Here is a 26,528-nt window from a genome sequence, read left to right on the forward strand (position 1 = left end):
ACGGAATCAATATGACTATCAATAAATGTTTTCAAGGTGTCCTGTATTTGTTATTGCCTGTTGTAATGGTATCGTGCTATTACCTCGATAAAAAACCGGATAACCTGCTCACGGAAGATATGATCTGGCAAACCCGCGCCAATGCCGAATCTTATTTGAATAACATCTATGGGTATATGCATAATACCGATGGCGGTGATTATGCCAGCATGGGCGCCAGCGATGAAACCAGTGTGTGCATTCCCGGCGTAAACGTTCGCCAGATGATTGCCGGTAACTGGAGCGCCGCCAGCGGTTATTTTTATAACTGGGGCGCTTATTATGTTGGCATCAGGCAGAGCTATGTATTTGAAAACAATATCGGCAAAGTGCCGGTGGTGGAACTGAGCGATGAATTGAAAACGCAGTACAAAGCCGAGAACCTGTTCCTGCGGGGCTGGTTTTACTGGCAATTACTGAAACAATATGGTCCCTTTGTAAAAGTGACCGGTGTATTGACCCAGGGTGAAGATTATAATCAATATGCCCGGACGCCCTTTGATACCTGCGTGGCCTATATCAACGAGCTCATGGATAAAGCGGCGCAAACCCTGCCACAGGCATGGGGTTCTTCAGCCAATTACGGCCGCCCTACCAAGGGATCGTGCCTGGCGGTAAAAGCACAACTGGCCCTGTTTGCGGCCAGTCCGCTCTGGAATGGCAATGCCCGGTTTGCAGCATTCAAAAACCAGGATGGTACGCAACTGGCGCCCACCCAATACGATGCAGCCAAATGGAAAACGGCAGCCGACGCCGCAAAAGCTGTGATCGCACTCAATACTTATAAATTATACACCAATCTCGACGATGGCGGCGCCACCTTCGATCCTTATTTATCGTGCCGCGATGTTTTTTTGACCACCTGGAATAGTGAGATCATTCTCTCGAATAACAACTGGTCGTATTGGGGCTGGACGAAATGTTCATCTCCCGGCCCGGGTGGCTATAACATGTACAATGCCACGCAGAACCTGGTAGATGCGTTCAGTATGAAGAACGGCCGCACCATCGATGACCCCGCGGCCGGTTATGTGGAAACCGGGTTTGCATCAGCCGGCGGCGCCAACGCCTGGGAACACAAAAAAGGCGACTGGAACATGTACGCCAACCGGGAGCCCCGCTTTTATGTCAGTATCCAGTACAATGGCCGGGCGGTATTACCTGCACCTACAGTAGATGATAAGAACTATTATTCTTCAGACGTCAATAAAGACGCTACGGGCCGTACGGAATTTTATTACAACGGTAAGAGCGGACAAAAATCAGCGGGCACCAATAATATCACGGGGTATGATGTGCTGAAAAGGATCAGTCCATCTGATAACATCCGCAGTGATGCCACTACCTACCGGCCTTACATCCTGATCCGCTATGCAGAGATCCTGCTGGATTATGCAGAGGCATTGAATGAATATGACCCCGCCAATGGTGATGTGGTAAAGTACCTGAACCTGGTGCGTGAGCGGGCCGGTTTACCCGGTATTGAAACGGTATACCCATCTGCGGTAGGAAATAAAGAGGAGATGCGCAAGCATATTTTAAGGGAGCGCGAAGTGGAACTGTGCTTTGAAGGCGACCGCTATCATACCCTGGTAAGAAGACTGCTGTTAGGCAAAACGGAGTACCAGACCATTTATGGCATGAATGTGAATGCCGATGACGGCGGACTGGGATTTTCTTTCACCGGTTTTTACCAGCGTACGTTATTCCAGAAAAGATACTGGGACGATCGCATGTACCTGTTCCCTATTGCGCAAAGCGATATTGAAAGGGACCGGTCCCTGGTTCAAAACCTGGGTTGGTAAGCTTTTTTAAATTTAGAGTTTCAACATATGGGTACCGGTTACCAGTTACCAGATGCCGGGCCTCGAATGTCGATCACTCTAACTATAATCGGGTTTGCTGAATTTTTTGCCCGGAAACCGGAAACCGGTAACCGGCACACCAATTACAAATAAAAATTATGTTGAAGAATATAACTACACCTTTACTGGCAGGTTGTCTTTTTATGATAGCCTGTGCAACAGGTTGCAAAAAAGACGGCGGTAATGGGCATAATGCCGGCGCGCCCGTTATCATTAACAGCTTCTCCCCTGTGCAGGGCGGTGGCGGTACGGAGGTACTGTTCACCGGTTCCAACTATATCAATGATACCAACCAGATCACGGTAACCCTGAATGGAAAACCACTAAAAGTAGTGGGCGTAAACGGGTCGCAAATAATGGCCGTGGTGCCAAAGAAAGCAGGCTCAGGCCATTTTGTGGTAACGATCAACGGCGACAGTGTGGTAAGCAGCGGTACTTTTAATTATGTATATACCAGAACGGTAAGTACGTTTGCCGGCGGCGACAAGGCCGGTTTTACCAATGGCAAAGGTACCGATGCCCTGTTTGATTTCAGTGGACAGAGCTGGTACCGCAGCATGGGTATAACGGTGGATGACAACCTGAATTTGTATGTGGCCGATTGCGGGAACCATTGTATAAGAAAGATCGACAGCAATGGCAATGTAACTACCTTCTGCGGCAGCCCCGCCGCTTCGGGGTATGCCGATGGCAAGGGAACGGTTGCCCGGTTCAGTCTGCCTTATGATGTGGCCCTCGATGCAACCGGAAATGTCTGGTGTGTTGATCCCGGTAACTGGGACATCCGCAAAATTGCACCCGATGGCACCGCCACTACCTGGGCCTGGGGTAACCAGGCGCCATGGAGTATCTCGGTCAATAAAACCACCGGTACGGTATATTACTCCAGTTGCGACCCCGCGGGTAATATTTACCCGGTCACTGCGCAGTGGACAACCGGCGCGCCGGTAGTTTCGGGCCTCAATTACCCCGCCGGTATGAGGTTCGATAAGAACGGTAACCTGTATGTGGTATTAAACGGAGATCATGTTATCAAAAAGTTTGCTGCCGGTAGCTTCACGGCCACAACCGTTGCGGGGCAAACCGGTATTGCCGGTTATGCAAACGGCACCAGCACCCTAGCTAAATTCGACCATCCCTGGGGGCTGGCCATTGACAATAGCGGCAACCTGTATGTAGCGGGTAATGGTACCTGGGATGGCGGCGCTTACAATACCGATCAGGCCATACGCTATATAGAAGCAGGCACCAATACGGTGAGCACCTTTGCCGGCAGCGGCAGCGCCGGTTATGCCGATGCGGTAGGCGAGGCGGCTGCCTTCAGCGCGCCCACCGGCGTGGCCGTTGATAAGAACGGAACGGTGTATGTGCTCGATAAAAATAATAACCGCATAAGAAAGATCATCTCTGAATAGTATAGCCAGGAGGAATGCTCCCGGTAATTGCCGGGAGCACGCCTCTTTACTGAATTTTCCCTTATTTATTTTAATGCATTGTATCGTATGTTAACCATCCTAGACCACACCTGTGGCAAAACCCTGCGCACAACGGCTTTTTTGTGCGTGCTGGCAGCTGCAGCCTGCAGTAAAAAAAGCAGCCCTTCTTCCGAAACCACGAATACGGCAACCGGCTATTATGTATCGCCCGATGGCAGTGATGGCAATACAGGCACTATCAATAATCCTTTGCGAAGCATCAACACCGCTTTAAGCAAAGTGCTGCCCGGCGATACGGTCTTCGTTCGGGGCGGCACGTACAGCGAAAAGATCGTGTTCCCAAAATCGGGCCGGCTCGATAAATACATTACATTAAAGGCCTATGCCGGTGAAAAACCGGTGATCGACGGCACCGGTCTTTCTGTTGTTGGAAAAGAAGCGCTGGTGACCCTGCGCAATAACAGTTTCATCATTTTTGAAGGCTTTGATGTGTGTAATTTTAAAAGCGCCACACCCTGGGTAAATGCGAATGGGATACTGGTTGACCAGGGATCGAAAAACATCCAGCTCAAAAAGAACCGCATCTATAATATTGAACACAATGTAAAACCTGATGACGGCAGAAGCGGCCACGGTATTGAGATCATTGGCAATACCGATGTAATGATGAAAAACATCCTGGTTGAAGAAAATGAGATCCACGACTGCAATACCGGCTATAGCGAAAACCTCACCATCAATGGGTATGTAGATAGTTTCATCATCAGGAAGAATAAAATATACAATGCGGAGAATATTGGCATCGATGCGGCCGGCGGTTATTCGGCCAACACCAATGCCGCTTACAATTATGCCCGCAACGGGCTCATCAGTGAAAATGAACTGTATAATATCGATATGACCACCGGGCCTATCGGTGGGGCGCATGGCCATGGGGCCATTGGTATTTATGTAGACGGCGCCCGGAATATTATTGTAGAACGGAACAAGGTGCATGAATGCGACCGGGGTATCGGTATTGTCAGTGAGAACGACGCCTATCCAACGAGTAACTGTATTGTACGGAACAATTTTGTATACAACAGTTGGCGCACCGGCATTTACCTCGGGGGCTATCTGAATTATACCTCAGGGGGTACCAATGATTGTTATGTGGTGAACAATACTTTGTATTATAACAATATTGAGACGGGCGCCTTTGGCGAAATAGAAGGCGAGATCAGGTTAACAGAGCGCTGCAACAATAATGTTATAAAGAACAATTTGGTGTATGCCCGCCCAACAGATGTGTTTGTACATAAATACACCACTACCGGCACCAACAATATCGTCGATAATAACCTGTACTACACTACCGGAACGGCCGGCTGGATCTGGAACGGCACGGCGTATGCCGACTTTGCTGCCTGGAAGACAGCCTGTGGCGGTGATGCCGGTTCTACCTACGGCATCGATCCGTTATTGCTCAATACGGCATTGCCCGATCTGCATCTTCAAAACGGTTCACCGGCAAAAAATACCGGTGTTATTATTGATGCAACCATACAGGGCGATAGGGATATAGATGGCAACCCGCGTATTGTAAACAACAAAATCAGCAAAGGAGCGCAGCAATGAACGCATATTTATATGTTAAGCACAAACTCATCTTTTTTATTTTTTTAGGGTTGGCCATACCGGCCTGTTCAAAAAGTAAAAGCGGTCCGTCGCCTGAAGTGGCTGCCGGGCAGGTGTATTATGTATCGCCCAATGGCAGTGATGGCAACACAGGCACCCTGACGGCGCCGTTCAAATCAATTACTGCCGCCCTCAATAAAGCGGTAGCGGGTGATACCGTATTGGTACGTGGCGGTACCTATTACGAAAAAATAAGTTTTCCCAGGTCGGGCACTTCCGAAAAAACAATAACGCTGAAAGCCTATGCGGGTGAAAAGCCGGTTATTGACGGAAGTTCGATCACCGTGAGTGGCTGGCTGGCGCTCGTTAGCTTCAATGCCGTGCGTTATATAACCCTCGAAGGTTTTGAGATCTGTAATTTGTTTACTGCTGCCCGCGCTGCAGATCCCGAAGGCATCTACATTGATGGCAATTCGAAAAATATAACGATAAAGAATTGCAACATTTATAATATTAAGAACAGTGCCAGCCTCAACGACTGGCGAAGCGGCCATGCCATCCTGGTGGCTGGTAATGGCACAGCGGCCATCAGCGATCTTGTTATTACCGGATGCACCGTACATGATACCCAAACCGGCACCAGCGAAAACATTACCCTGGCAGGCAATATCGACGGTTTTACCATAAGTAATAATACAATTTACAACACCGAGAACATCGGCATTATTATAGCCGGTGGCGATGGGTTAAATCCTTCCGGAAATGTGGCTACCAATTTTGCCCGCAATGGCGTGGTAAGCGACAATGTATTGTATAATATCTCCATGGCGAACAGTGTGGCTATCTGGGGCGCTAACAATTACGGCGCTATCGCCATTTATGTGTGCGGCGGGGCCAATACAGTCATTGAAAGAAATAAGGTCTATAACTGCGACCGGGGAATTGGATTGGTAAGCGAGAGTAAGATCTATGCAACCAGGACGACTATTGTTCGGAATAATTTTGTGTATAACTGTTGGCGTACCGGTATTTACATGGGTGATTATTTGAACTACGTCGGCAGTGGCACCAAAAATTGTTATGTGGTGAACAACACGCTGTTCCAGAACGACCGGGTAACCGGTGCATTCGGCGAAATAGAAGGGGAGATCCGCCTTACGGAAAACTGCGACAGCAACGTGGTGAAAAATAATCTTGTTTACGCACGGCCAACCGATGTGTTTATACACAAATACACGGCTACCGGCAGTAATAATAGCATTGATAACAACCTGTATTATACCACCGGCACCGCGCAATGGATCTGGAACGGTACGGGCTACACAGATTATACTGCCTGGAAAACAGCCTGCAGCGGCGACGCTGCTTCCACCAATGGCATTGATCCGTTATTGACGGGCACCGCGGCGCCCGATCTGCATCTTCAAACCGGTTCGCCGGCAAGGAACACCGGCGTGATCATCTCCACCGCTGTTAATGGTAATACGGATATAGATGGCAATGCCCGGATTGTAAACAACAAAATCAGCAAAGGAGCACAGCAATGAATTATAAAGCCGTTGGTCTTGTTCCGGTTTTGTTGATGTACTGGTTAGGGGCGTTTGCCCAAACTACCGTCGCCTTCGGCAATGCCGATGTACGATATGCTAAAAATAGTCCACCCGCACGGCAGGATATTTCAACGCAATGGACGGCCACTGCGTGGAAAGGAGAAAAAGTGCATACCCAGCTGGTAATACGTGCTACAACGCCGGTGAAAGCACTGCGTATCACAAGCGGGGTATTAAAAGATGGTAAAGGGCATAGCATTGCAGCCGCTGTTGTATCAACCGGTTTTATCAGGTATGTACTAAGCGACAGCCTGAATAAAGAAGGACATGGTTGCGGTATTTCTACCACGGCTGAATCGCGGGTTGAGCTGGTAGCGGATGGCATTGATTACATTCCGCAAAAAGCGGTGGCCGCAGGCACCACCCAACCGGTATGGGTTAGTATAACAGTGCCGCCTACTACCGTACCCGGAAATTATACCGGTAAACTGTATGTTCATATCGATAATAAGGTGCGTACCTTACCTTACCAGGTACGGGTAAAACCATACCAGCTTCCGCCGCCTGCCCAATGGAAATTCCATCTTGACCTGTGGCAGAACCCCTATGCGGTGGCCCGGATGTTTGGGGTGCCCGAATGGTCGAAAGCGCATTTCGACCGGCTGCGCCCCTATATGCAATGGTTGGCCAATGCCGGACAAAAGACCATAACGGTGAGTATGATCCACGATCCCTGGCGCGGCCAAACGTATGATATCTACAAATCAATGATCAAATGGATAAAGAAGAAAGATGGCGCCTGGGCATATGATTACAGCATTTTTGATCAATGGATAAATTTCATGCAATCGTTGGGGATCAACAAAGGGATCAATTGTTACACCATGGTTCCCTGGAATAATAAATTTTATTATTACGATGAAATTTTGCAACGCGATACCCTGCTGATAGCAAAAACCGGAACGCCCGAATATGAAGCCCACTGGCGGCCCATGCTTACCAGTTTTGTGCAACACCTGAAAGAAAAAGGGTGGTATAATAAAACGGCCATAGCCATGGATGAGCGGCCGCTGGAGGATATGCAAAAAGTGATCAAACTCATCAGGAGCGTAGATGCGAATATGAAGATCTCCCTGGCGGGAAGTTATCACCCTGAAATAGCCAATGAAGTATATGACTATTGCATTGCGTCGGCAGAAAAATTTGATTCATTGGTATTGCATAAGCGCATCGATGCCGGGTTGCCTACCACGTATTACACGTATTGCTGGGAAGGGCATCCCAACACGTTTACTTTTTCGCCGCCCGCGGAAAGCGCCTGGCTGGGCTGGTATGCCGCCAATAAGCAATTCAACGGGTATTTGCGCTGGGCTTACAATTGCTGGCCCCGTGATCCCATGCAGGATGCCCGCTATAGTACCTGGTCGGCAGGCGATACGTATTTCGTTTATCCGGGGGGAAGTTCTATAAGATTTGAGCGACTGATAGAAGGTGTCCAGGATTATGAAAAGATCAGGCTATTGAAAGCTCTATATAAAGACCAGCCGGCAAAATTGCAGCCGCTGCTGGATGTATTAAAAATATTTGAAACGGCTGCATTGCCCGATCAACCGGCAGCGGTGCAATTACAAAAAGCAAAAGCGGTATTACATGCTTATTAGAATACAATTTTTGGTAGGCGGCTTTTTATTAGCATTGACCGCATTCACGCAACAGGCGCCTTCTTATAACTGGCACAACCCGGTTGATAATCCATTTCCCGTTATTGAAGGACAGGCATGGCCGGCTGCAGCATTACAGGCGCCCTATGATCGCTTTCCGGCCCGTGCAGAAAAGGAGCTGAATCCCAATGTGTGGAATATTTCGCACAGCAGTGCGGGGTTGTACCTGAAATTCAAAACCAATGCTTCGGATATAATTGTACGGTATGTTGTTAAGGGATCCCGTGAAATGACCCACATGCCGGCTACCGGGGTAAGCGGGGTAGATCTGTATGCGATAGATCCCAATGGACAGTTGAAATGGGCGCCCGCCCGCCATTCGTTTGGGGATACGGTTGAATACCGGTTTTCGAACCTCGTGGTGAGCCGTGAATTTCCCGGTAAGGACTATGAATACAGATTGTATTTTCCGCTGTATAATTCGGTGGCCTGGCTTTCCATTGGCGTTCCGGGTAATAGTTCCTTTCATTTTATGCCGGTATCGCCCGAAAAACCCATTGTAGTATATGGTACCTCCATTGCCCAGGGGGCCTGCGCTTCCCGGCCCGGTATGGCCTGGACCGCCTTATTGCAACAACAATTAGACCGGCCGCTGATAAACCTGGGTTTCTCGGGATCAGGAAAACTGGAACCAGCTGTCATTGCCCTGATGAATGAAATTGATGCGCGGGTATATGTGTTGGATTGTGTTCCCAACTTAACGCAACGTGCCGGTATTACAGAAAAGGAATTGGAAAACAGAATATGGGCGGCTGTAAAAGCCTTGAAAGAAAAACGGCCCCAGGTGCCCGTGTTGTTGGTTGATCATAGCGGCGGTGCTGAAAACAATATAATGGATACAGCAGCACAGCATGATTATGAAAATGCCAACAAGGTGCTGCAACGCAGTTTTGATAAAATGAAGGCGGCGGGCATTACCGGTATTTATCTTTTAACGAATAAAGAGATTGGCCTGGGTGTATACAGTACTGTAGATGGATTGCATCCAAACGATGTGGGCATGATGGAATATGCAAAGGCCTATGAAAAAAGCATCCGTACTATTTTACAGGAGCCCACAGGGTTGTTGACTACTACCATTCCGGTTACACAATACCGCGATGGGTATTATGACTGGCGCAGCCGGCATAATGAAATAATTACCGGAAACAAATCAACAGCGCCCCGCATTGTTTTCCTCGGTAATTCCATTATTCATTACTGGGGTGGGCGGCCTGCCGCTCCATTGTCGCGCGGCGCCGATTCCTGGAATGAATTCCTGGAGCCGGCCGGGGTTAAAAACTTTGCTTTTGGCTGGGACCGGATCGAAAATGTACTATGGCGGGTATACCACGATGAACTGGACGGTTTTGATGCAGCGCAGGTATGGGTAATGATCGGTACAAATAATTTAACCATCAATACAGATGGGGAAATAACAGCCGGATTAAACAGGTTAATTGATGCTATAAAAGTTCGCCAGCCTGCTGCTTCCATTGTGTTATCGGGCATTTTGCCCCGCAGAGAGCTGGAAAAACGGATTGTTGCCCTGAATACCCGGATTGCTACCCTGGCCGGCCAGTTAAAAGTACAATACGTAAACCCGGGTATTGTATTATTAAACGGGCATAAGAAAATTGATGAATCCCTGTTCGAAGACGGATTGCATCCCAACGCAGCCGGATATAAAAAATTAGCAGTAGCCATTAAACCTTATTTAAAAAAGTAATAACCAAAACACGATAGTTGATGCGATTAAGTATGTACGTTTTATTGCTGCTGGCGCCGTTTTGTTTGCGTGCAGGTGATTTCGATGGTATTATGCAACTGGCCAAACGAAGAGTGCCCTGGCTGGCCAATAACCTTGTTTTTGCAAAAATGGAACCGGTGAAAGACCGGGAAACTTTTCGCGTACAATCTCAAAATGGAAAAGTGGTGATTGCCGCCACCGGCCCCAATGCCGCTGCGGTGGGGTTAAACTGGTACCTGAAATATTATTGTCACCGGTCTATGTCGCACATGGGCGATAATTTATCGCCCGTACAACCATTGCCGGTGGTGAAAGAGCCGGTTGTTATTGATGCCATGGCGCAATACCGGTTTGCCCTGAACTATTGCACGTATAATTACACCATGAGCTTTTACAACTGGATCGATTGGGAACGCGAGCTCGACTGGATGGCCCTGAATGGGGTGAACCTGATGCTGGTTGCCAATGGGGAAGAAGCCGTATGGCAAAACGTATTGCGGCAGCTGGGGTACAGCGAAAAAGAAATAAGTGAATTTATAACGGGACCTGCCTATAACGCCTGGTGGCTGATGGGCAATATTGAAGGGTGGGGCGGGCCCATGCCGCAAAGCCAGATCGATAGCCGGAAAGTGCTGGTGCAAAAAATGATTGCCCGGATGCAGGTGCTGGGTATTGAACCGGTGATGCCCGGTTTTTATGGAATGGTGCCGCACAACTTCAATAGCAAAACAAGAGCGCATATCATTACACAGGGTACCTGGGGCGCTTTTACGCGCCCTGCTATCCTCGACCCTACGGATACCGCTTTTAACCGGGTAGCCGGCATTTTTTATTCGGCAACCAAAAAACTGTATGGGCAGCATCTTCGCTTTTTTTCGGGCGATCCGTTTCATGAAGGCGGTATAACAAAAGGAGTAGACCTCGGAAAAGCCGGCGCCAATATCCAAAAGGCCATGCAGCAACAGTTTCCCGGCGCCATTTGGGTATTGCAGGGCTGGCAGGATAATCCTAAAAAAGAACTGCTGGCAGAAACTGACCGGTCCCATTTGCTTATCCAGGAATTATTTGGGGAGAATACCAATAACTGGGAAACCCGGAACGGGTATGAAGGCACGCCTTTTATCTGGTGTTGTGTAAACAATTTTGGCGAGCGGCCGGGGTTGAATGGCAAACTGGAACGATATGCCGGTGAAGTGTACCGGGCTGCAACCGGCCCTTTTAATACTTATATGAAAGGCGTGGGCATTATGCCCGAAGGGATCAATAATAACCCGGTATCGTATGACCTGGTGCTTGAACTGGGCTGGCATAATAAACCGGTTGAAACCGGTAGCTGGATCAACGATTACATAACAGCGCGGTATGGAAAACCCAATGACGATATTGCCACTGCCTGGAAGCTATTCCTGCAAACGATCTACAGCAATCCCGGGTACCAGGAAGGCCCACCCGAAAGTGTCTTATGCGCCCGGCCGGCCCTGCAGATAAAATCTACTTCGAGCTGGGGTAAATTGAAAAAAGGATATGATACGGCGCTGTTTGTAAAAGCCGTAAAAGCCTTTGCTGCGGCCGCACCTGCATTTGCCAACAGTGAGCCGTATAAAATTGACCTCATTAATTTTACCCGCCAGGTACTGGCTAACCGGGCCGACCAGGTATTTGACAACCTGGTAAAAGCGTATACCGGAAAAAATACCGCTGCCTTTAATACCGCGGCCAACGAATTTTTAACATTGCATACCCGTACCAATGACCTGCTCAACACACATTCCTGGTACCGGTTAAGTAGTTACCAGCAACAGGCGTTGCGGGCGGGCAATACGCCGGTTGAGAAAAAGAATAACCTGCACAATGCCATGATGCTGATCACCTATTGGGGCGAGAACAACCGGAAGGAAGATAATTTACATGAATACGCGTATAAGGAATGGGCCGGTATGATGCAGTCGTTTTATCAACAAAGATGGAAGTTGTATTTTGATCACCTGCGCAATGAGCTGGAAGGAAGAACAACCACGCCGCCCGATTTTTTTGCCTGGGAAAGGGAATGGGTACAACAAAATGAGCAGGTGAAAAAGGAATCACTGTCCGGCCAGTCTTTGAATAAAATAATTCAGCAGGTATTATATTGATAGCAATAATGCGCATACAACGAATAACGGCCATTGCAGCAGTGGCCTGTGTAATACAGGTTGCGGCTTCCGCACAAAATACAACCGCGCTCAATGCATTGATCGGGCGAAGGGTCCCTTTTTTAAACAACAAGGTTGTTTTTACGCGCATACCCAACGTGCAGAAGGATACCGCATCCTATTATACAAAGGGGCAACGGTTATATATTCAGGCGTCCAATACAACAGCCGCTGCTTTTGCATTGAATGATTATTTGCGTACCTGGTGCGGCATTAGTTTTTCTCATACCGGCGACCAGGTAAAGATGCCGGCTTCATTGCCTGAAGTAAGAAAGGCCATTCCTGTTGCGGCTAACTTCCGGTACCGTTATGCATTGAATTATTGCACGTATAATTATACCATGAGCTTTTGGGGATGGAAGGAATGGGAACATGAGCTGGACTGGATGGCCCTGAATGGTGTGAACCTGATGCTGGCGCCTGTAGGTACGGAAGTGGTTTGGCAACAGGTATTACGGGAAATAGGATTTAGTGAAGCCGATATCAGCGCTTATTTACCGGGCCCTGCTTTCAACGCCTGGTGGTTGATGGGAAATATACAGGGGTGGGGTGGGCCGGTAAGTGATACCATGATACAAAATTGGCGCAGCCTGCAGCAACAACTGTTACCGCGCATGCATGACCTGGATATACAACCGGTATTGCAGGGCTTTTGCGGATTGGTACCCTCCACTATTAAAAAATATTTTCCAACTGCACGCACCATTGACCAGGGCTCCTGGGGGAAAGGGTTTGTGCGGCCTGTTTTTTTATTGCCGCAGGATAGTTTATTTAAAACAATTGCCGGTAAATACTATACACAGTTGCGTAAGTTATATGGCAATACCGTGTTTTTGGGCGGCGATCTGTTTCATGAAGGCGGTGCTACGGGTAATATCGATCTGGCTGAAACGGCCGCATTGATCCAGGCCGGTATGCAGCACTATTACCCGGGTAGTACCTGGGTGCTACAGGCCTGGCAGGATAATCCGAAAAAGGAGCTGCTGAAAGGGTTGGATGTTCGCCATACATTGATCCTCGACCTGCGCGGTGATGCCGATAATAACTGGGAGCGCACCAATGGTTTTTCCGGTTATCCCTGGATCTGGTGCTCGATGGTGAATGGTGGCGGCACCCTGGGGATGGAAGGCCGGCTGCTTAGAATACTGAAAGAACCGGTGCGTGCCAAAGCAACGGCCGCCGGCCGTTCCATGGTAGGCACAGGAATTGTTCCGGAAGGTATTGCCAATAACGATATCATGTACACCTCGCTGTTACTGGCAGCCTGGCAAAAAGAAATCAATGATGTGGCGGTGTTTTTGAAAAGATATGTAGTTGCCCGTTATGGAAAATACGATGCCGATATTTATAATGCCTGGCAATTGTTATTGCAGTCGGCTTATATTTCGCATACCAATGAACTAACAGGTGCTTTTGAGTCCATCTTCTGCGCACGGCCCGATTCCAATTTTATTATCAGCGCCTCTACCTGGGGCTGTAAAAAACTTCCTTACGACACGGCGATATTTTACAGCGCCGCTGCCTGCTTTGCCAAAGCCGCTGCCCGGTTTGCTTCTTCAGAAACCTACCGCTACGATCTCACCGATCTATGGCGACAGGTTATAGCCCTGAAAGCCCGTCAACCTTATGCGGCCTTTATGAAAGCATGGCAAGAACATGACCTGGCAGCATTCAAAAGCAATGCAGCTGAATTTACTGCTTTGCTGCAATTGCAAAACCGATGGACGGCAACCAACGCCGGGTTTTGTTTACGCACCTGGCTACAGCAGGCAGAAAATAAGTGGCCGGATGAAAAGGACAAAGCACTGGCTGTATGGAATGCAAAAGTACAGATCAGCTATTGGGGGCATTCAGCCAATCCGGAAACCCTGGGCCACGATTATGCCAATAAGGAATGGAGCGGGTTGCTAAGCGGGTATTACCTGCCGCGCTGGCTTGCATTTTTTGACTATGTGGAAAAGCGGCTGCAGGGCATTTCTTGCGCCTGGCCCGATTTCTTTACTATGGAAAAAAACTGGACAGAACAAAATACAGCGCTGACCGGCAAAGGCGAAGATGGTATAGCTATTTTGCCCGAAGTGATGCGGCTGATCGCAGGCGAAAGGCCCTGAACCAATAATAACATAAATTGAACTTCACCAATTAGCAAAACAAACACCAATGTATACGGCAAAGAAGAGCTTCCTTTTTATTTTTTCCCTGTTATTGTTCCGGGAAATGCATGCGCAAAAGAAATTAGGGACTGAAACGCGGCAGCAAAAAGAAAAACGAATGGCCTGGTGGGCGCATGATCGCTTTGGGATGTTCATTCACTGGGGATTGTATGCCCAGCCTGCCCGGCACGAATGGGTGAAACGCTGGGAACGCATGAGCAACGAACAGTATCAACCGTATTTTGACATGTTCAATCCCGATATGTTCGATCCTAAAACCTGGGCTAAGCAGGCAAAAGCCGCAGGAATGAAATATGCCGTATTGACGACCAAGCACCATGAAGGTTTTTGTTTGTTCGATTCAAAATATACCGATTATAAAGCCACCAACACCAAAGCAAAACGTGATCTCGTAAAAGAATACGTGGATGCGTTCAGGGCAGAAGGAATTAAGATCGGGTTTTATTATTCATTGATCGACTGGCATCATCCTGATTTTACGGTAGATGGCATGCATCCCCTGCAGCCCAAAAGTGAAGCGGATTCAGATTACGCCAAAATAAATAAGGGAAGAGATTGGGCGAAGTATAAAGCTTATTTGCATAATCAGATCAGGGAGCTGCTCACCAATTATGGCAAAATAGATATTCTTTGGCTCGATTTTTCTTATCCAAACCCTAACGGCCATGGTAAAGGCAAAAACGACTGGGGGTCTGTTGAGCTCCTGAAAATGATCAGGCAGTTGCAACCCGGGATCATCGTCGATAACCGGCTCGATCTCGATGAATATGCAGATGGCGCCGATTTTGCCACACCCGAACAGGTAAAGCCATCGGAGTTACAAAGCCAGTATGGTGGTTTGCCATTTGAAACCTGCCAAACGTTTTCCGGTTCCTGGGGCTATTTTCGCGATGAGAACAGCTGGAAATCGAACCGCGAACTGCTTACCCTGCTCATAACTGCCGTAAGCAAAAGTGGTAACCTTATTTTAAATGTAGGACCCACAGCCAGGGGCTATTTTGATTACCGGGCTGTTCGGGCATTGGACAGTTTGGCCATGTGGATGAAATATAACAACCAGGCCATTTATGGTTGTACACAGGCGCCTGCAGAATTTAAAGCGCCGGAGAACACGTTGCTTACTTATAATCCCGTTACAAAGAAATTATACCTGCACCTGATGCAATACAACCAGGCAGCCCTTACCCTGCCCGGTTATGCCGGCAAAATAAAGTATGCCCAGTTCCTGCACGATAATTCAGAAATAAAATGGCAGGCGGCCGGTGATAATGGTTCAAACCTGGTTATAAAATTACCACAACAGCCGAATGTTGAAATTCCTGTTATTGAATTGACGTTACAACCATAGATAATGAAAAAATTATTAACAGTAATTATTTTATTAGCGGGCAGCCGTTTGCATGCCCAATACCAGCCGCCCAACGATCCGCTGGTAATTAAAAAGCTGGCCGAATGGCAGGACCAGAAATTTGGCCTGTTTATGCATTGGGGGCCTTACAGTCAGTGGGGCGTAGCCGAAAGCTGGACCATTTGTCCCGATGACTGGGTGGTGCGTACCGGCCCGTATGCCGGTAATTATTTTGACTATAAAAAAGCCTATGAAAACCTGTCAACCACATTTAACCCCGTAGCGTTCGATCCGGGGAAATGGGTGAAGGCGGCCAAAGCAGCCGGTATGCGGTATGTGGTATTCACCACAAAACACCACGATGGGTTTTGTATGTTCGATACAAAGCAAACCGATTATAAGATCACAGGCACGCAATCGCCCTTTGCCGGCAACCCGCGGAGTAATATCTCAAAAACGATCTTTGACGCTTTTCGCTCAGCAGGCTTTATGACCGGCGCTTATTTTTCAAAACCTGACTGGCATAGTGAAAATTTCTGGTGGTCCTATTTCCCGCCCAAAGACCATAATGTAAACTATAGCACTGCCAAATATCCCGACCGCTGGAAACAATTCCAGGATTTTACCTATAACCAGATTGAGGAACTGATGACTGGTTATGGACCGGTAGATATTTTGTGGCTCGATGGCGGTTGGGTGCGTCCATCGCAAAAAGCGGATGATCCATTTAATATGGATATAAATATGCCCCGCATTGCAGCCATGGCAAGAAGCCATCAGCCCGGTTTAATAGTGGTAGACCGTACGGTGCCCGGCGAGTTTGAAAATTATACTACCCCCGAACAGGAAGTGCCGGAAAAACCATTACCGTATCCCTGGGAAACCTGTATGACCATGGGCAATTCATGGAGCTACAGTAAGAACGATCAGTATAAAAGTGCGCATCATTTACTGGAACTGTTGGTAAAGATCGTATCGAGGGGCGGTAACTTTTTATTAAATGTTGGCCCCGATGGCAATGGCGATTGGGACCCGGTGGTGTATCAGCGGTTACAGGAAATAGGCGCGTGGATGACTATTAATGGCGAATGTATTTATGCCTCCCGGCCAGTTGCTCCTTATTCAAGTGACAATCTTTATTATACCCGGTCAAAAGACAGTAAGCATGTTTTTGCCTGCTGGTTGTCAGAAAAGGAAAACGTGCAGTTGCCGGCCACTATTCAAATACGGGTGAGTAAAACCGGTAAACCAAAACTGGTTACTGTATTGGGAGCGCCTAAGCAGAAAATAAAATGGACGTACGTCAATGAGGTGGTAACTGTACAGGTGCCGGCAGCATGGCAAAATAATTCCGGGTTTAAACACAGCGTGGTATTTAAAGTAACCTGGTAGCTGCTTATATCAAAAACGTCAACGCATTCTTTTGCACCCGTATACGTACGGGTGCATTTTCTTTTAATTTGATGGTTTCATCATCCACATGCACATGCGTGCCTTTCCATTTTATTTGTATGTCTTCTGCTTTGAGTGTTACAAACGAAAACGATACTTCTGCATCATTGATCCTGGTGTTAACATATGCGGCGAATTTGGGCTGGTCATCACCAGGTATCAACACCACTTCAAACCGGCCATCGCCCGGATGCCCATGCGGCGATAAAAAAAGATTGGGGCCAATGAAACGGGTATTCATAATTTCAGCCATCAGGAATTCACCTGAATGGTCTTCCCCGTCAATGATGAGTTCGCAATAATGCGGCTTATACGAATGGGAGATGCTGCGCATCAGTTGTAAGGCGGCTTTCATTTTTTCGTCTTTGTCTTCAATGTCGTTCTTGCCCTGTTTATGCATTTCCTGCATCAGGTAAGGGAATAATCCATACCCAAAGCTTTCAATAAAATAGAGCGTTTTTTCTTCTACATCAAAAACCTCACCCACATCAATGGCTGTAGTTTGCATGGTGCTCCAGGAGCGGATGATATCAACAGGCTCGCCGTTTATATTTAACGATTCCGCGATATTGTTGGCTGTTCCAAATGGCAGAATGGCTACCGGTATTCGTTTGATGGAAAATTCTTTTTTCAGTAACAGGGATACCACTTCTTTAACAGTTCCGTCGCCGCCCGCGATCACAATAAAGTCGGTCTCCCGGTCAATGTTTTTCCATTCGTCAGCGTCGTCTGTAGAACAATATCTACACACATATCCGGCGCCTTCGATCAAACGTAATAAAGCTGATTTTGAATGCGCTTCGTCGCCTGCGCCCGGATTGTGTATTAGATGAATATTTTTCATGGCTCTACTTCTATAAAAATTAGAGCTGATAAAATTATACCAGCCATGCTGGCATGATAATCTCATGCATAACTTCATGAAAATACTCATCACCAACGACGATGGAATTTATAGTCCGGGCATTGCCGCTTTGGCAACCGTCGCTTCCCGGTTTGGTAAGGTGACGGTGATTGCGCCCGATGTGGAACAAAGCTCCATGGGACATGCCGTAACGCATTCCCGGCCTTTGTCGTTAAAGAAATCACCCATTGCTTTTGATGGCCAGGGAATTGAGGCCTGGAAGGTAAATGGCACGCCGGCCGATTGTGTGGCCCTTGGTACGCATATATATGCGCATACTGATGTGGTTTTATCGGGTATAAACATGGGGCCCAACCTCGGTAATTCCATGTGGCATTCCGGAACGCTGGCTGCGGCCAAGCAGGCGGTGCTGTTAGGCATCCGGGGCATTGCATTGAGTACGCCGGTCGATAAATCGGAACCCGATTTTGAGGCGTTAGCACCCTTTGTTGAAAGAACGCTGGCGCTATTATTTGAAAATACCGCATTGGGTTTATACAACGTGAACTTTCCGCCGCAACCGCTGGGTATACAATGGACCCGGCAGTCTGTCAGGCTCTACGATGGCAAAATTGTACCGGGGGTTGACCCAATGGGCCGCAAGCATTACTGGTTCACCGTAACGCCGCTGGAGCCGGCTGAAGAAGGCACCGACCGCTGGGCAGTTGAGAACAGTTATGTTTCCATTACCCCGCTGCGGCTCGATTTAACCGATGAGCAACGGTTGAAGGAAGTAATGCGGATGCAGCCGGTTTAGTTTACCGGCATCACTGTTTTGCCGTTGATGGTAAAAGGTTTGCCTTCTTTATGCATCTCCCGTTTTATTCCGTTCAATACATCATCGAGGGAAATTGACGATCTGTCTTTTTCCAATGCTTTCAGGCAGGCATACTGTACAATGTTAATGATGTTGCCACCGGTGAGCTCGTATTTCTTTACCAGCGCGGGGATATCCATACCATCTGAAAATGCAATGTGGCGGGGGAACGATTTCTTCCAGATGAGGGCCCGGTCATCTTCAGCAGGCAGGGTAAAGCGAATGATCGTATTGAATCTTCTGATAAATGCATCGTCGATATTATTTTTCATATTCGATGCCAGTATCACCAGTCCATCAAAATCTTCCACCCGTTGCAGCAGATAAGATACTTCCTGGTTGGCATATTTGTCGTGCGCTTCCTTTACGCCGGTGCGTTTTCCAAACAACGCATCCGCTTCGTCAAAAAACAGGATCCAGTTCTTGGCCTCGGCCCTGGCAAAAAGATGCTCGAGATTCTTTTCGGTTTCTCCAATGTATTTCGAAACTACCATCGACAGATCGATGCGGTATACATCGCGCCCGGTATATTTTCCGAGCAGGCTGGCCGTAAGGGTTTTGCCGGTGCCGGGCGCACCATGGAACAACACGCGATACCCTTTTTTCAGCCTGTCGCGCATACCCCAGTCATTCATCAACACTTCCCCATGATAGATCCATTGCTCCAGCTCTTTCACCTGTTGCATGATCTCTTCACTCAGCACCAGGTCGTCCCACTCCAGCTCCGTTTGCATCAATTTGGCGGGAAAGCTTGCGCTGAAATGCGGGCGGGTGAGTTTTCCGGTAGTGAACAACTCGGCATATTCCTGCGAAAGCACCAGCCGGCCACTGGTTATGGGCTCACCGGCGGGCACTTCTTCGAGCCACAGGATCCTGTTCTTTGCAAAAAAATGATCGGCATCGAACAGCTGATGCAGGCGAAAGCGATGTTGATAATTTTCTCCGGCCAGCAGAAATAGTACGGTGTCGCCGGTAGGGAGAAAGCTTCTTGCGTTTTTGCCGCGCACGCCACCCATTACGGGAAGATCGGTGGGTTCCTTCAGCGCGTCCATAATGGCTTCATCGAAAAGGGCTGCTTTTATATGTGGCGCCAGGGCAATCCATAACAGGATGATGGCTTCTGCCTCGAGCCGGTGTTGCTTTGCAAAGGCCACCATATTAAGTTCCCAGGTGGCGGGCTGGGGAAATACCGGCTGCTCCTGTTCTATACCCTGTAGCAGCGCAATACGGTATTGTATCAGCTGGCGCAGGAAGGTTAGTTCTGCCGGCAATGAATGATCGTTCATAGTATCGCTTTATGATGATTGTTTGTCCTTATCCTGCTTCATGCGCTCGTCGTTCGTGGCTGTCTTTTTGTCCTCCTCAGGCGTAGCCGCCTTTTGTATGGCCTCGTCTTTTTTATCCTTGGTGGGGTCTTGTTTGGCAACCGCATTGGCCGTTTTATTGGCTTCTTTTTCCAGCGCATCTTCTGCGGTGCCTGCTTCATTTGGTTTGGCCTGGAAGAAAGCGCCCTTGCTTCCTTTGTCACCTGATTTTTCCCCTGACCGGCTGAAGAATTTTTCTTCCTGCGGTTGCTCGTTCTCGTGCTGATGCGCATTGCGCTGGCGGTATACCCTACTTCTGTATGACATAATTTACTGTTTAAGCATTATTGAAAAAAATGACCTGAATTTCCTCCCAATCGGGTGTTGCCCGCGCTGTACAGGGGCCGTCCATCGGGCCCGCGGAGCGCTAACAGGGCAGCTCTTATATTGGCATCGATCGTTGTGCTGGCCAGGTTCAGATCGCTTATGACCGCGGCACGCGTTTTCGATGCAGGGGCTGCAGTGCATATATCGGCAAACATATTTTCATACTTCGTTCTGTCTCTTTTCGCTGCCTGCAGCATTGACCAGTAATACAGGCTTCCCAGGTTCACATAGCCGGCGGCGGTAGTTACCAGCCCTGGTGCCGGCGTTGCGAGGTTTTCGTCGAGCATATATTTGCCCTGTGCTTCGTAGGCCCTGGCCTCCAGCGCCAGGGAATCGACCAACTGCTCTGTAGGCCGGCTCAGGTCATCTGCTGCATGCGTGAGTTCATGTATGATAAGCGCCCGGTGATCGAGCTGGAAAATATCTACATCGGTTGGTACGTACATCGTATTCGCTTTACGGATATCCTGGTCGGTTGAGTAGCTGTAACCGGCGTCGCCGCTGCCTAATAATCTTCTGTATACGGAGGGAATAAGTGCGTCCACCTTTATAGTGCCGTTCAGGATGGCCGATGCAGTGGAGTGATTGTACCTTCTGGCAATGACATACACGGTGCCGGCCATGATCTGATCGCCCGGTGTGCCGTCAACCGCTGCATTGTTCATGGCGGTAAGCACTTCCAGCAGTGGGACCACGGGCTGACTGAAACTGGCCGAAATGGTGAGCTTGATCGCCTGATCGGCAAATTGTGTTCCGCCCACTTGTTGTATGTGTTGCTCAATGTCCTGGTCAATGCCCTGCTGTGCCTGCGCTATGGTTTCGCCCGAGAGGCCCAATACGGCCTGCAATAAACGCAGCATGTAACCGCTAAAGCCGGGCGGAAGCGCCGTGCGGTCGAAATTGATCACATAATTCTTATCGGCCTCCAGTATGTTGCTCATAGAAAGGATCAATGGCCCGCCCCGGTGCGCCCGCATCAGGGTTACATTCACCGGGTTGCGCATGGCTGCCATCAGCAGCAATTCGGCATGTAAAATGGAACCGTTGCGTTCAATGGCATTCTTTCTTAATACCCGGATCTCATTGTCGCTCAGCACACCATCGGCCACAAAGTTCTTTACGGTGTTGAAGAAGCCGCTGTTCAAGCCATCATGTCCCGGGTCAAATATATAGTTGCCGGTAAAGGTGGTGCCGGTTGGGTCTTTCTCCGCCTTTCTTTTCACCGGCTCGCCATGCCCCTGTTGTACGATATGAGTGAGCTCATGCGCCAGTAATTTTTTGCCTTCCGTGGAGGCAGGTTCGTATTTACCATTATTGAAGAAGATGTGGTTGCCGTGGGTGAAGGCCTGTGCGTTGACCTCGCTTGCCAATGCTATTGCTTCATTGTCATAATGAACACGAACAGTGGAAAAATCACAACCAAACTGTTTGCCCATTTCGGCTCGTACGTCAAGGGGCAGTGGCTGGCCGTGTGCTTTGGCCGTTTCCATTCTTTCTGCAAAATCATCGGGTACGGCATAGCCATGTTCGCCCGGTACTTCTTTTTTCTGTAGTGGGTTTGTTTGTTGGGAAGCCGGGGCCTTGGTCGATTTATTGGCATTGGGATCGGGCGGCACCAGCATTTCAAGCTGCATTTTGTCATCCAGGGTAAGGGTAGGGCGGTTGCGCATAAAATCATCAATGATCAATAGCTTCGACGCCGCGGTAAAACCGGGTTCGTTTTGCAGCCATTTATAAAAAGCGTCGTATTCTTCCCGTTCATACCCAATGATCGCGTTCCTGAGCATTTGCCTGATCTCGGGTTTTAGCTTTTTATTTTCGTCCACAATTTTCCAGGCCTGTGTTCTTTTGTCGAAATAATCCTGGTTGATGGATTGGTTGAAGGCAAATACCTCTTTGGTGTACGCGCCGCGGTAAGCGACGCCCACACTGGTTTTGATCCTTTCTGCCGTTTTTGCTTCCTCTTCTTTGGGATCGGGCGCTTTTCCGTCAACGCCGTCTTTCGCCTTTTCTTTAAAGGTTTCGGGATCTTTGGCGTGCTCACCGATCTTGTCTTTCAGCTCGCTGCCAACGTCTTCAGGCGCCAGGCTGTTGTTCTCCCCAAATTTCAACGGCACTTTCAGGGTGCCATCGAACCAGCTGAATTTGTATTCACCTTTCAGGTCGTCGGGTTTCCATTTGTGTTCCCATAGTGTTACATCGGTAAGCAGTAAGTTGAGATAAACTTCCACGCCCACTTCCACATCGTAGCCGATCTTTGAATCTACCTCGAAGTCCATTTCGGCGGTCTTGAATTCAAGGCCTTTATCTGCCGAGAAGCCGGCCTGCACCTTCGCGTGTGCCGTTGCATCGAAAGCGGTGAGCTTCAGATTTAACCGGCCTGTTCCGCGCACGCCGGCAATCAGCACTTCCAGTCCGGCCGAGGCGCCAATAAACGCATCCACCCCTGCCGCCACGCCGGTACTGAGTGAAATGTCTGACGTGACCTTCGCTTTGCTCAGGTCTTTCAAACTTACCGGCTCCAGGGTAACATTGGTGCCTTTATCGAGCGTGAGCCCTTTGAAGTCATAGAACAATCCTACTCCTGCTTCGAGCCCCAGCACCAGGGAGGCAACGCCGCAGGAGGCTACCGGAATGCTTTTTTTGAAGTCGAATATTTTAAGTGCTTCATCGGTGTGCATGTCTCCTTTCTTCCCTTTCACTATGTTCTTGTCTTCCTTTACCTCTATTTTTCCGCCGATGATAAGGTCCCCGTCTTTGGTGATCTTCACGTTCAGTGTGCCGTCAACGTCCTTGACGATATCGAGGGTTACCGTACCTGAAGCATAAAAGGCCAGTTCTTTGCCAACGCCTTCGATCTTTTTTCCTTCCTCGTCAAGATTGCCGTTGGTTACACCCAGTTCGAAATCTCCCTTCACCTTTCCTTTTTCAAAATTCACTTTAGCCGATACATCAAATACGCCTTTTGAAAATCCCACTTTCACTTCTGTGATGGTAAGCCCGGCAATATTGATATTGGGATTAAGCGTTCCTTTGATACTAACATCCCAGCCCGCATCGCCTTTTTCAAATACGGCCTGCACTTTGGCATCGGATTTCAGCTTGTTACCGAACTCGATGTCGCCTGCTATCTTCAATCCGCCATTTTCCTGTTGTTCCACCTTGATGCCGATCTCCTTTACGCCCGGAATATTCAATTGCGCCTTGCCTTCACCAGTGATCTTGTTATCGGCATAGCCTAATTTCACCGTCAGCTCTTTTACGCCGGGGATCTTTTCTTTTTCCAACGTAACAGAACCAGCGAATTTGAACTCTTTGTCGATATAGGATGCTTCGATCTTTGACTTGAAGAGCTCCGGATCAAATTCAAACATGCCTTTGATACCGAAACCATCGTGCGTACTGCCAAGACCCGTTAACTGTCCCTTGCCAACTTTCTCCACTTCGAACTCAAGAAAACCCTGCACACCCAGTCCCTTCTTCGTGCTGGCGAAAATAGACAGGCTAAGATCGTTGATCTTAAATGGCTTTGGGAACTTGTCTTTGAAATCGTCGACCTGCAATTGTTTGCTTACCGTAAAATCATCGCCCTGTAAACTGAATTCGATGGGTGTTTTGTCGATGATGGGAATGGTGGTGATGATGTTTCCATTAAGGATAAGACCTGCGGTTTCGTGCAGGCTGAACTCAGTAAGCTGAATAGGGCTGAGGCCATTGAATTCAAGAATACCTTCGAGGCCTTTGTTTTTATCCCAGGCTGAAAAGTCAAAATAACCTGTATTTAAAAGGAAAGGCATTTTTTTGAATGGCACCTCAAAAGGCCTGCCGGCCTTCATTCGCTTGGTAAAGTTCTGGCTAAGTGTTACATTGACCTTTCCAAAATCCTGGTCATCTGCCGTTCCCGGCGTGTATTCGAAACCGGTAAGGTCTATCCCGGGTAACCAATTCTTCTTAGGGCCTTTAAAGGGCAGCGCTATCTTCATTGGGATGCCGGAGCCTTTCCGGATGTACAGCACAAACTCTTTATCTGAACCCTGTGATGCCTTGATCTCACCGGGAGTCATTTCTCTTATCTGCAGCAAATGTTTACCATCTTTGATTTCGTCTACATTCCAGTATACATTACTGTTTGCCTGTCCCGCATAGGGCAGGTTCCAGGCTTCTATTTTATGGAAATGGGTGATATAATCTGTATTGAGTACTTTTCTGTCGGGAAGATCGGGATTTGTCTTTTTCAATTCAGGCCGGGCCTCATCCATTCTTTTTTCCCGTTCTATCTTTATTGCATTACCGGAACTGGTATTGGCCAGTTTGTCGGTCAATTCATAATTGGTCTCAATATTGTCACCGCCCAGTTGCAGCTCTACAATATGATCTACCTGGTGAATATTGCCTTTGCTGAACCGGTTCCATTTGGGGTTGATGGCTTCTTCCTGTATTTGCTCCAGCTTGCCGATGATCCGGAATTCCGAATTTTTTGCTTTTAAAAAATAGATCCCGTCGTTGCTCTTTTGTTTATCTTTCAAAAAGTCTGCTGTCTTTGCATACACTGCGCTTTGAACAAATTCTTTCCAGATCTCATTATGATCACGCACTTTTGGCCGGGGCGAGAGGGCGTGCAGTGGCAGCTTGAACTTCTCCTGGTTTCTTTTTTTGAAGTCGGGAAGAACAATTTTCTCCAGATGTAATTCCAGCTTCCCCTTATCGAACCGGGGGAGTTTATTGGGATCATTGGCCGGTTTGTTATCATCCCCATTCCGTTGTATCAGCTTCCGCTTTGCCGAGGCGCCTTGTTGTATGGTATGCGTTAGCTCATGTGCCAACAGGTGCTGCCCATCTTTGGTAGCCGGGTTGTATTTTTCGCGGTTGAAATAGATGTCTTTGCCATGGGTGAATGCCTGTGCGTCGATCGCCCTGCTCATATCAGCCGCACGCTGGTCGGTATGAATGCGCACCCCGCTGAAATCGGCGCCCATGGCCGACCCCATGGAACTTTGTACTTTGCCCGGTAGCGGATCGCCTTTTCCTTTGGAAGCCGTAATGGATTGTTCTACCGAAGCAGGTGCTGTTGCATTTTCGGCTTTGCCTTTTCGTTGTATTTTTTTTCGTTGTACGGGCGAACCGGCGCCAAAAGCCGTAAAAAATCCGGTATACGCACTTAAGGGCCTGGTATTTTCCTTTACCTCACTGTACAACCCACTGTTGCCATCGATGCTGTACACATTGTTGCCATCTATTTTCACAATGATACAATGGTGCTGATAAGGTTGATCGATATACCCGATATCGCCGGCCTGTGGATTGGTGGTTTGCTGAAGGGTGCCGAATGCGGATACCCCTTTCCCGATCTGCCAGTTCCCGATATCTTTTCCGGCACGCTTATGCGCCCATACGGAGAATATACCGCACCAGGAAGGCAGCTTTGCCCCCGCGGTTTGAATGGTGGCATCGTCCCAAACCCCGGGCGCCGCCAAATGAAAGATGTCGAGCAGGTATTTGGCGCCTACCCGCTGACCGCCTTCCGCATGTTTCGCTTCTATTTTGCCGATCATCGATCGCGCTGCGGCAACAACCGATTCGCGTGAGCCGTTACTGTCTATGTCTTCACCGAGCCGTTGAATACTGGCGGGTTTAAGGAAGATATAGTCGCCTTCTTCGCATTCGCGGCCGCGTTGTGCCGGTTCCTTTTTGGTTTGAACCGAAGGGCCGCCCTGGATACTGCTTACTACTTTGCTGGCCATTTGATCTGCTTCGGCTTCATACGGATCATCAGGCGCACCGATGGCCAGTTTTGCCTGCACTTCGTCTGCCACCTGGTCTGCTTCCTGCTCCATAACGTCATCGGCCTTTCCAATGGCCAGCTTGGGTTGAATGCTTTCGGGATGGGTAAAAAATGCAGGGGCGCTGGTAGTGCTTCCTTTCCGGTCAAAGAAAGGCGCACCGCTATGCGAAGCAGTGGTAGCCGGTTGTGCCAGTTTTGCGGTTTTACCCAT

15 protein-coding genes are annotated in these 26,528 nt (G+C 48.6%); 11 read left to right on the forward strand and 4 right to left on the reverse strand.

The features are described 5' to 3' along the window. The first annotated feature begins 11 nt into the window (after positions 1–11). From A3860_RS27685 to A3860_RS27730, 10 genes are all read left to right on the forward strand, one after another. A complete protein-coding gene (locus A3860_RS27685) occupies positions 12–1,844 on the forward strand; it encodes a RagB/SusD family nutrient uptake outer membrane protein (RefSeq protein ID WP_081152659.1) in 1,833 nt (610 codons plus the stop codon). A gap of 158 nt (positions 1,845–2,002) precedes the next feature. Then, positions 2,003–3,319 (forward strand): IPT/TIG domain-containing protein, encoded by a 1,317-nt coding sequence (locus A3860_RS27690; protein ID WP_081152661.1) that lies wholly within the window; start codon positions 2,003–2,005, stop codon positions 3,317–3,319. 87 nt (positions 3,320–3,406) lie between these two features. Then, positions 3,407–4,957: a right-handed parallel beta-helix repeat-containing protein gene (locus A3860_RS27695; protein ID WP_081152663.1), complete on the forward strand. Its 1,551-nt coding sequence runs from the start codon at positions 3,407–3,409 to the stop codon at positions 4,955–4,957. Beyond that, entirely contained in the window at positions 4,954–6,504 is a 1,551-nt protein-coding gene (locus tag A3860_RS27700; RefSeq protein WP_143774290.1) for a right-handed parallel beta-helix repeat-containing protein, read from the forward strand. Before A3860_RS27695 ends, A3860_RS27700 begins: the two co-directional genes overlap by 4 nt. Further along, on the forward strand, positions 6,501–8,168 hold the full coding sequence (locus A3860_RS27705) for a DUF4091 domain-containing protein (RefSeq protein WP_245843644.1): 1,668 nt from the start codon (positions 6,501–6,503) through the stop codon (positions 8,166–8,168). The genes A3860_RS27700 and A3860_RS27705 overlap by 4 nt, the downstream gene beginning before the upstream one ends. Then, the gene (locus A3860_RS27710; protein ID WP_081152665.1) at positions 8,158–9,936 is read left to right on the forward strand and encodes an SGNH/GDSL hydrolase family protein; all 1,779 of its coding nucleotides are present in this window, start codon (positions 8,158–8,160) and stop codon (positions 9,934–9,936) included. Before A3860_RS27705 ends, A3860_RS27710 begins: the two co-directional genes overlap by 11 nt. A 20-nt stretch (positions 9,937–9,956) precedes the next feature. Next, entirely contained in the window at positions 9,957–12,089 is a 2,133-nt protein-coding gene (locus A3860_RS27715) for an alpha-N-acetylglucosaminidase (protein WP_081152668.1), read from the forward strand. Between the two features lie 8 nt (positions 12,090–12,097). Beyond that, the gene (locus A3860_RS27720; protein ID WP_081152670.1) at positions 12,098–14,260 is read left to right on the forward strand and encodes an alpha-N-acetylglucosaminidase; all 2,163 of its coding nucleotides are present in this window, start codon (positions 12,098–12,100) and stop codon (positions 14,258–14,260) included. Between the two features lie 49 nt (positions 14,261–14,309). Beyond that, complete coding sequence (locus tag A3860_RS27725) at positions 14,310–15,671, forward strand: alpha-L-fucosidase (RefSeq protein ID WP_081152672.1); 1,362 nt, start codon at positions 14,310–14,312, stop codon at positions 15,669–15,671. 3 nt (positions 15,672–15,674) lie between these two features. Continuing rightward, entirely contained in the window at positions 15,675–17,063 is a 1,389-nt protein-coding gene (locus A3860_RS27730; RefSeq protein ID WP_081152674.1) for an alpha-L-fucosidase, read from the forward strand. A gap of 4 nt (positions 17,064–17,067) precedes the next feature. On the opposite strand, the gene A3860_RS27735 is transcribed toward A3860_RS27730, so the two are convergent. Further along, a complete protein-coding gene (locus A3860_RS27735; RefSeq protein ID WP_158085380.1) occupies positions 17,068–17,967 on the reverse strand; it encodes a diacylglycerol/lipid kinase family protein in 900 nt (299 codons plus the stop codon). Between the two features lie 76 nt (positions 17,968–18,043). Between A3860_RS27735 and surE the strand changes: the two genes are divergently transcribed. Beyond that, complete coding sequence (surE, locus tag A3860_RS27740; RefSeq protein ID WP_081152866.1) at positions 18,044–18,784, forward strand: 5'/3'-nucleotidase SurE; 741 nt, start codon at positions 18,044–18,046, stop codon at positions 18,782–18,784. Here surE and A3860_RS27745 read toward each other — a convergent pair. The 3 genes from A3860_RS27745 to A3860_RS27755 are packed head-to-tail and all read right to left on the reverse strand — an operon-like array spanning position 18,781 to position 26,528. Continuing rightward, positions 18,781–20,130: an ATP-binding protein gene (locus A3860_RS27745; protein ID WP_081152678.1), complete on the reverse strand. Its 1,350-nt coding sequence runs from the start codon at positions 20,128–20,130 to the stop codon at positions 18,781–18,783. The genes surE and A3860_RS27745 overlap by 4 nt on opposite strands. Positions 20,131–20,139: 9 nt before the next feature. Beyond that, the gene (locus A3860_RS27750; protein ID WP_081152681.1) at positions 20,140–20,475 is read right to left on the reverse strand and encodes a hypothetical protein; all 336 of its coding nucleotides are present in this window, start codon (positions 20,473–20,475) and stop codon (positions 20,140–20,142) included. A 17-nt stretch (positions 20,476–20,492) separates the two neighbouring features. Next, positions 20,493–26,528: an eCIS core domain-containing protein gene (locus tag A3860_RS27755; protein WP_081152683.1), complete on the reverse strand. Its 6,036-nt coding sequence runs from the start codon at positions 26,526–26,528 to the stop codon at positions 20,493–20,495.

Origin of the sequence: Niastella vici (assembly GCF_002077945.1) — a bacterium.
GTDB lineage: Bacteria > Bacteroidota > Bacteroidia > Chitinophagales > Chitinophagaceae > Niastella > Niastella vici.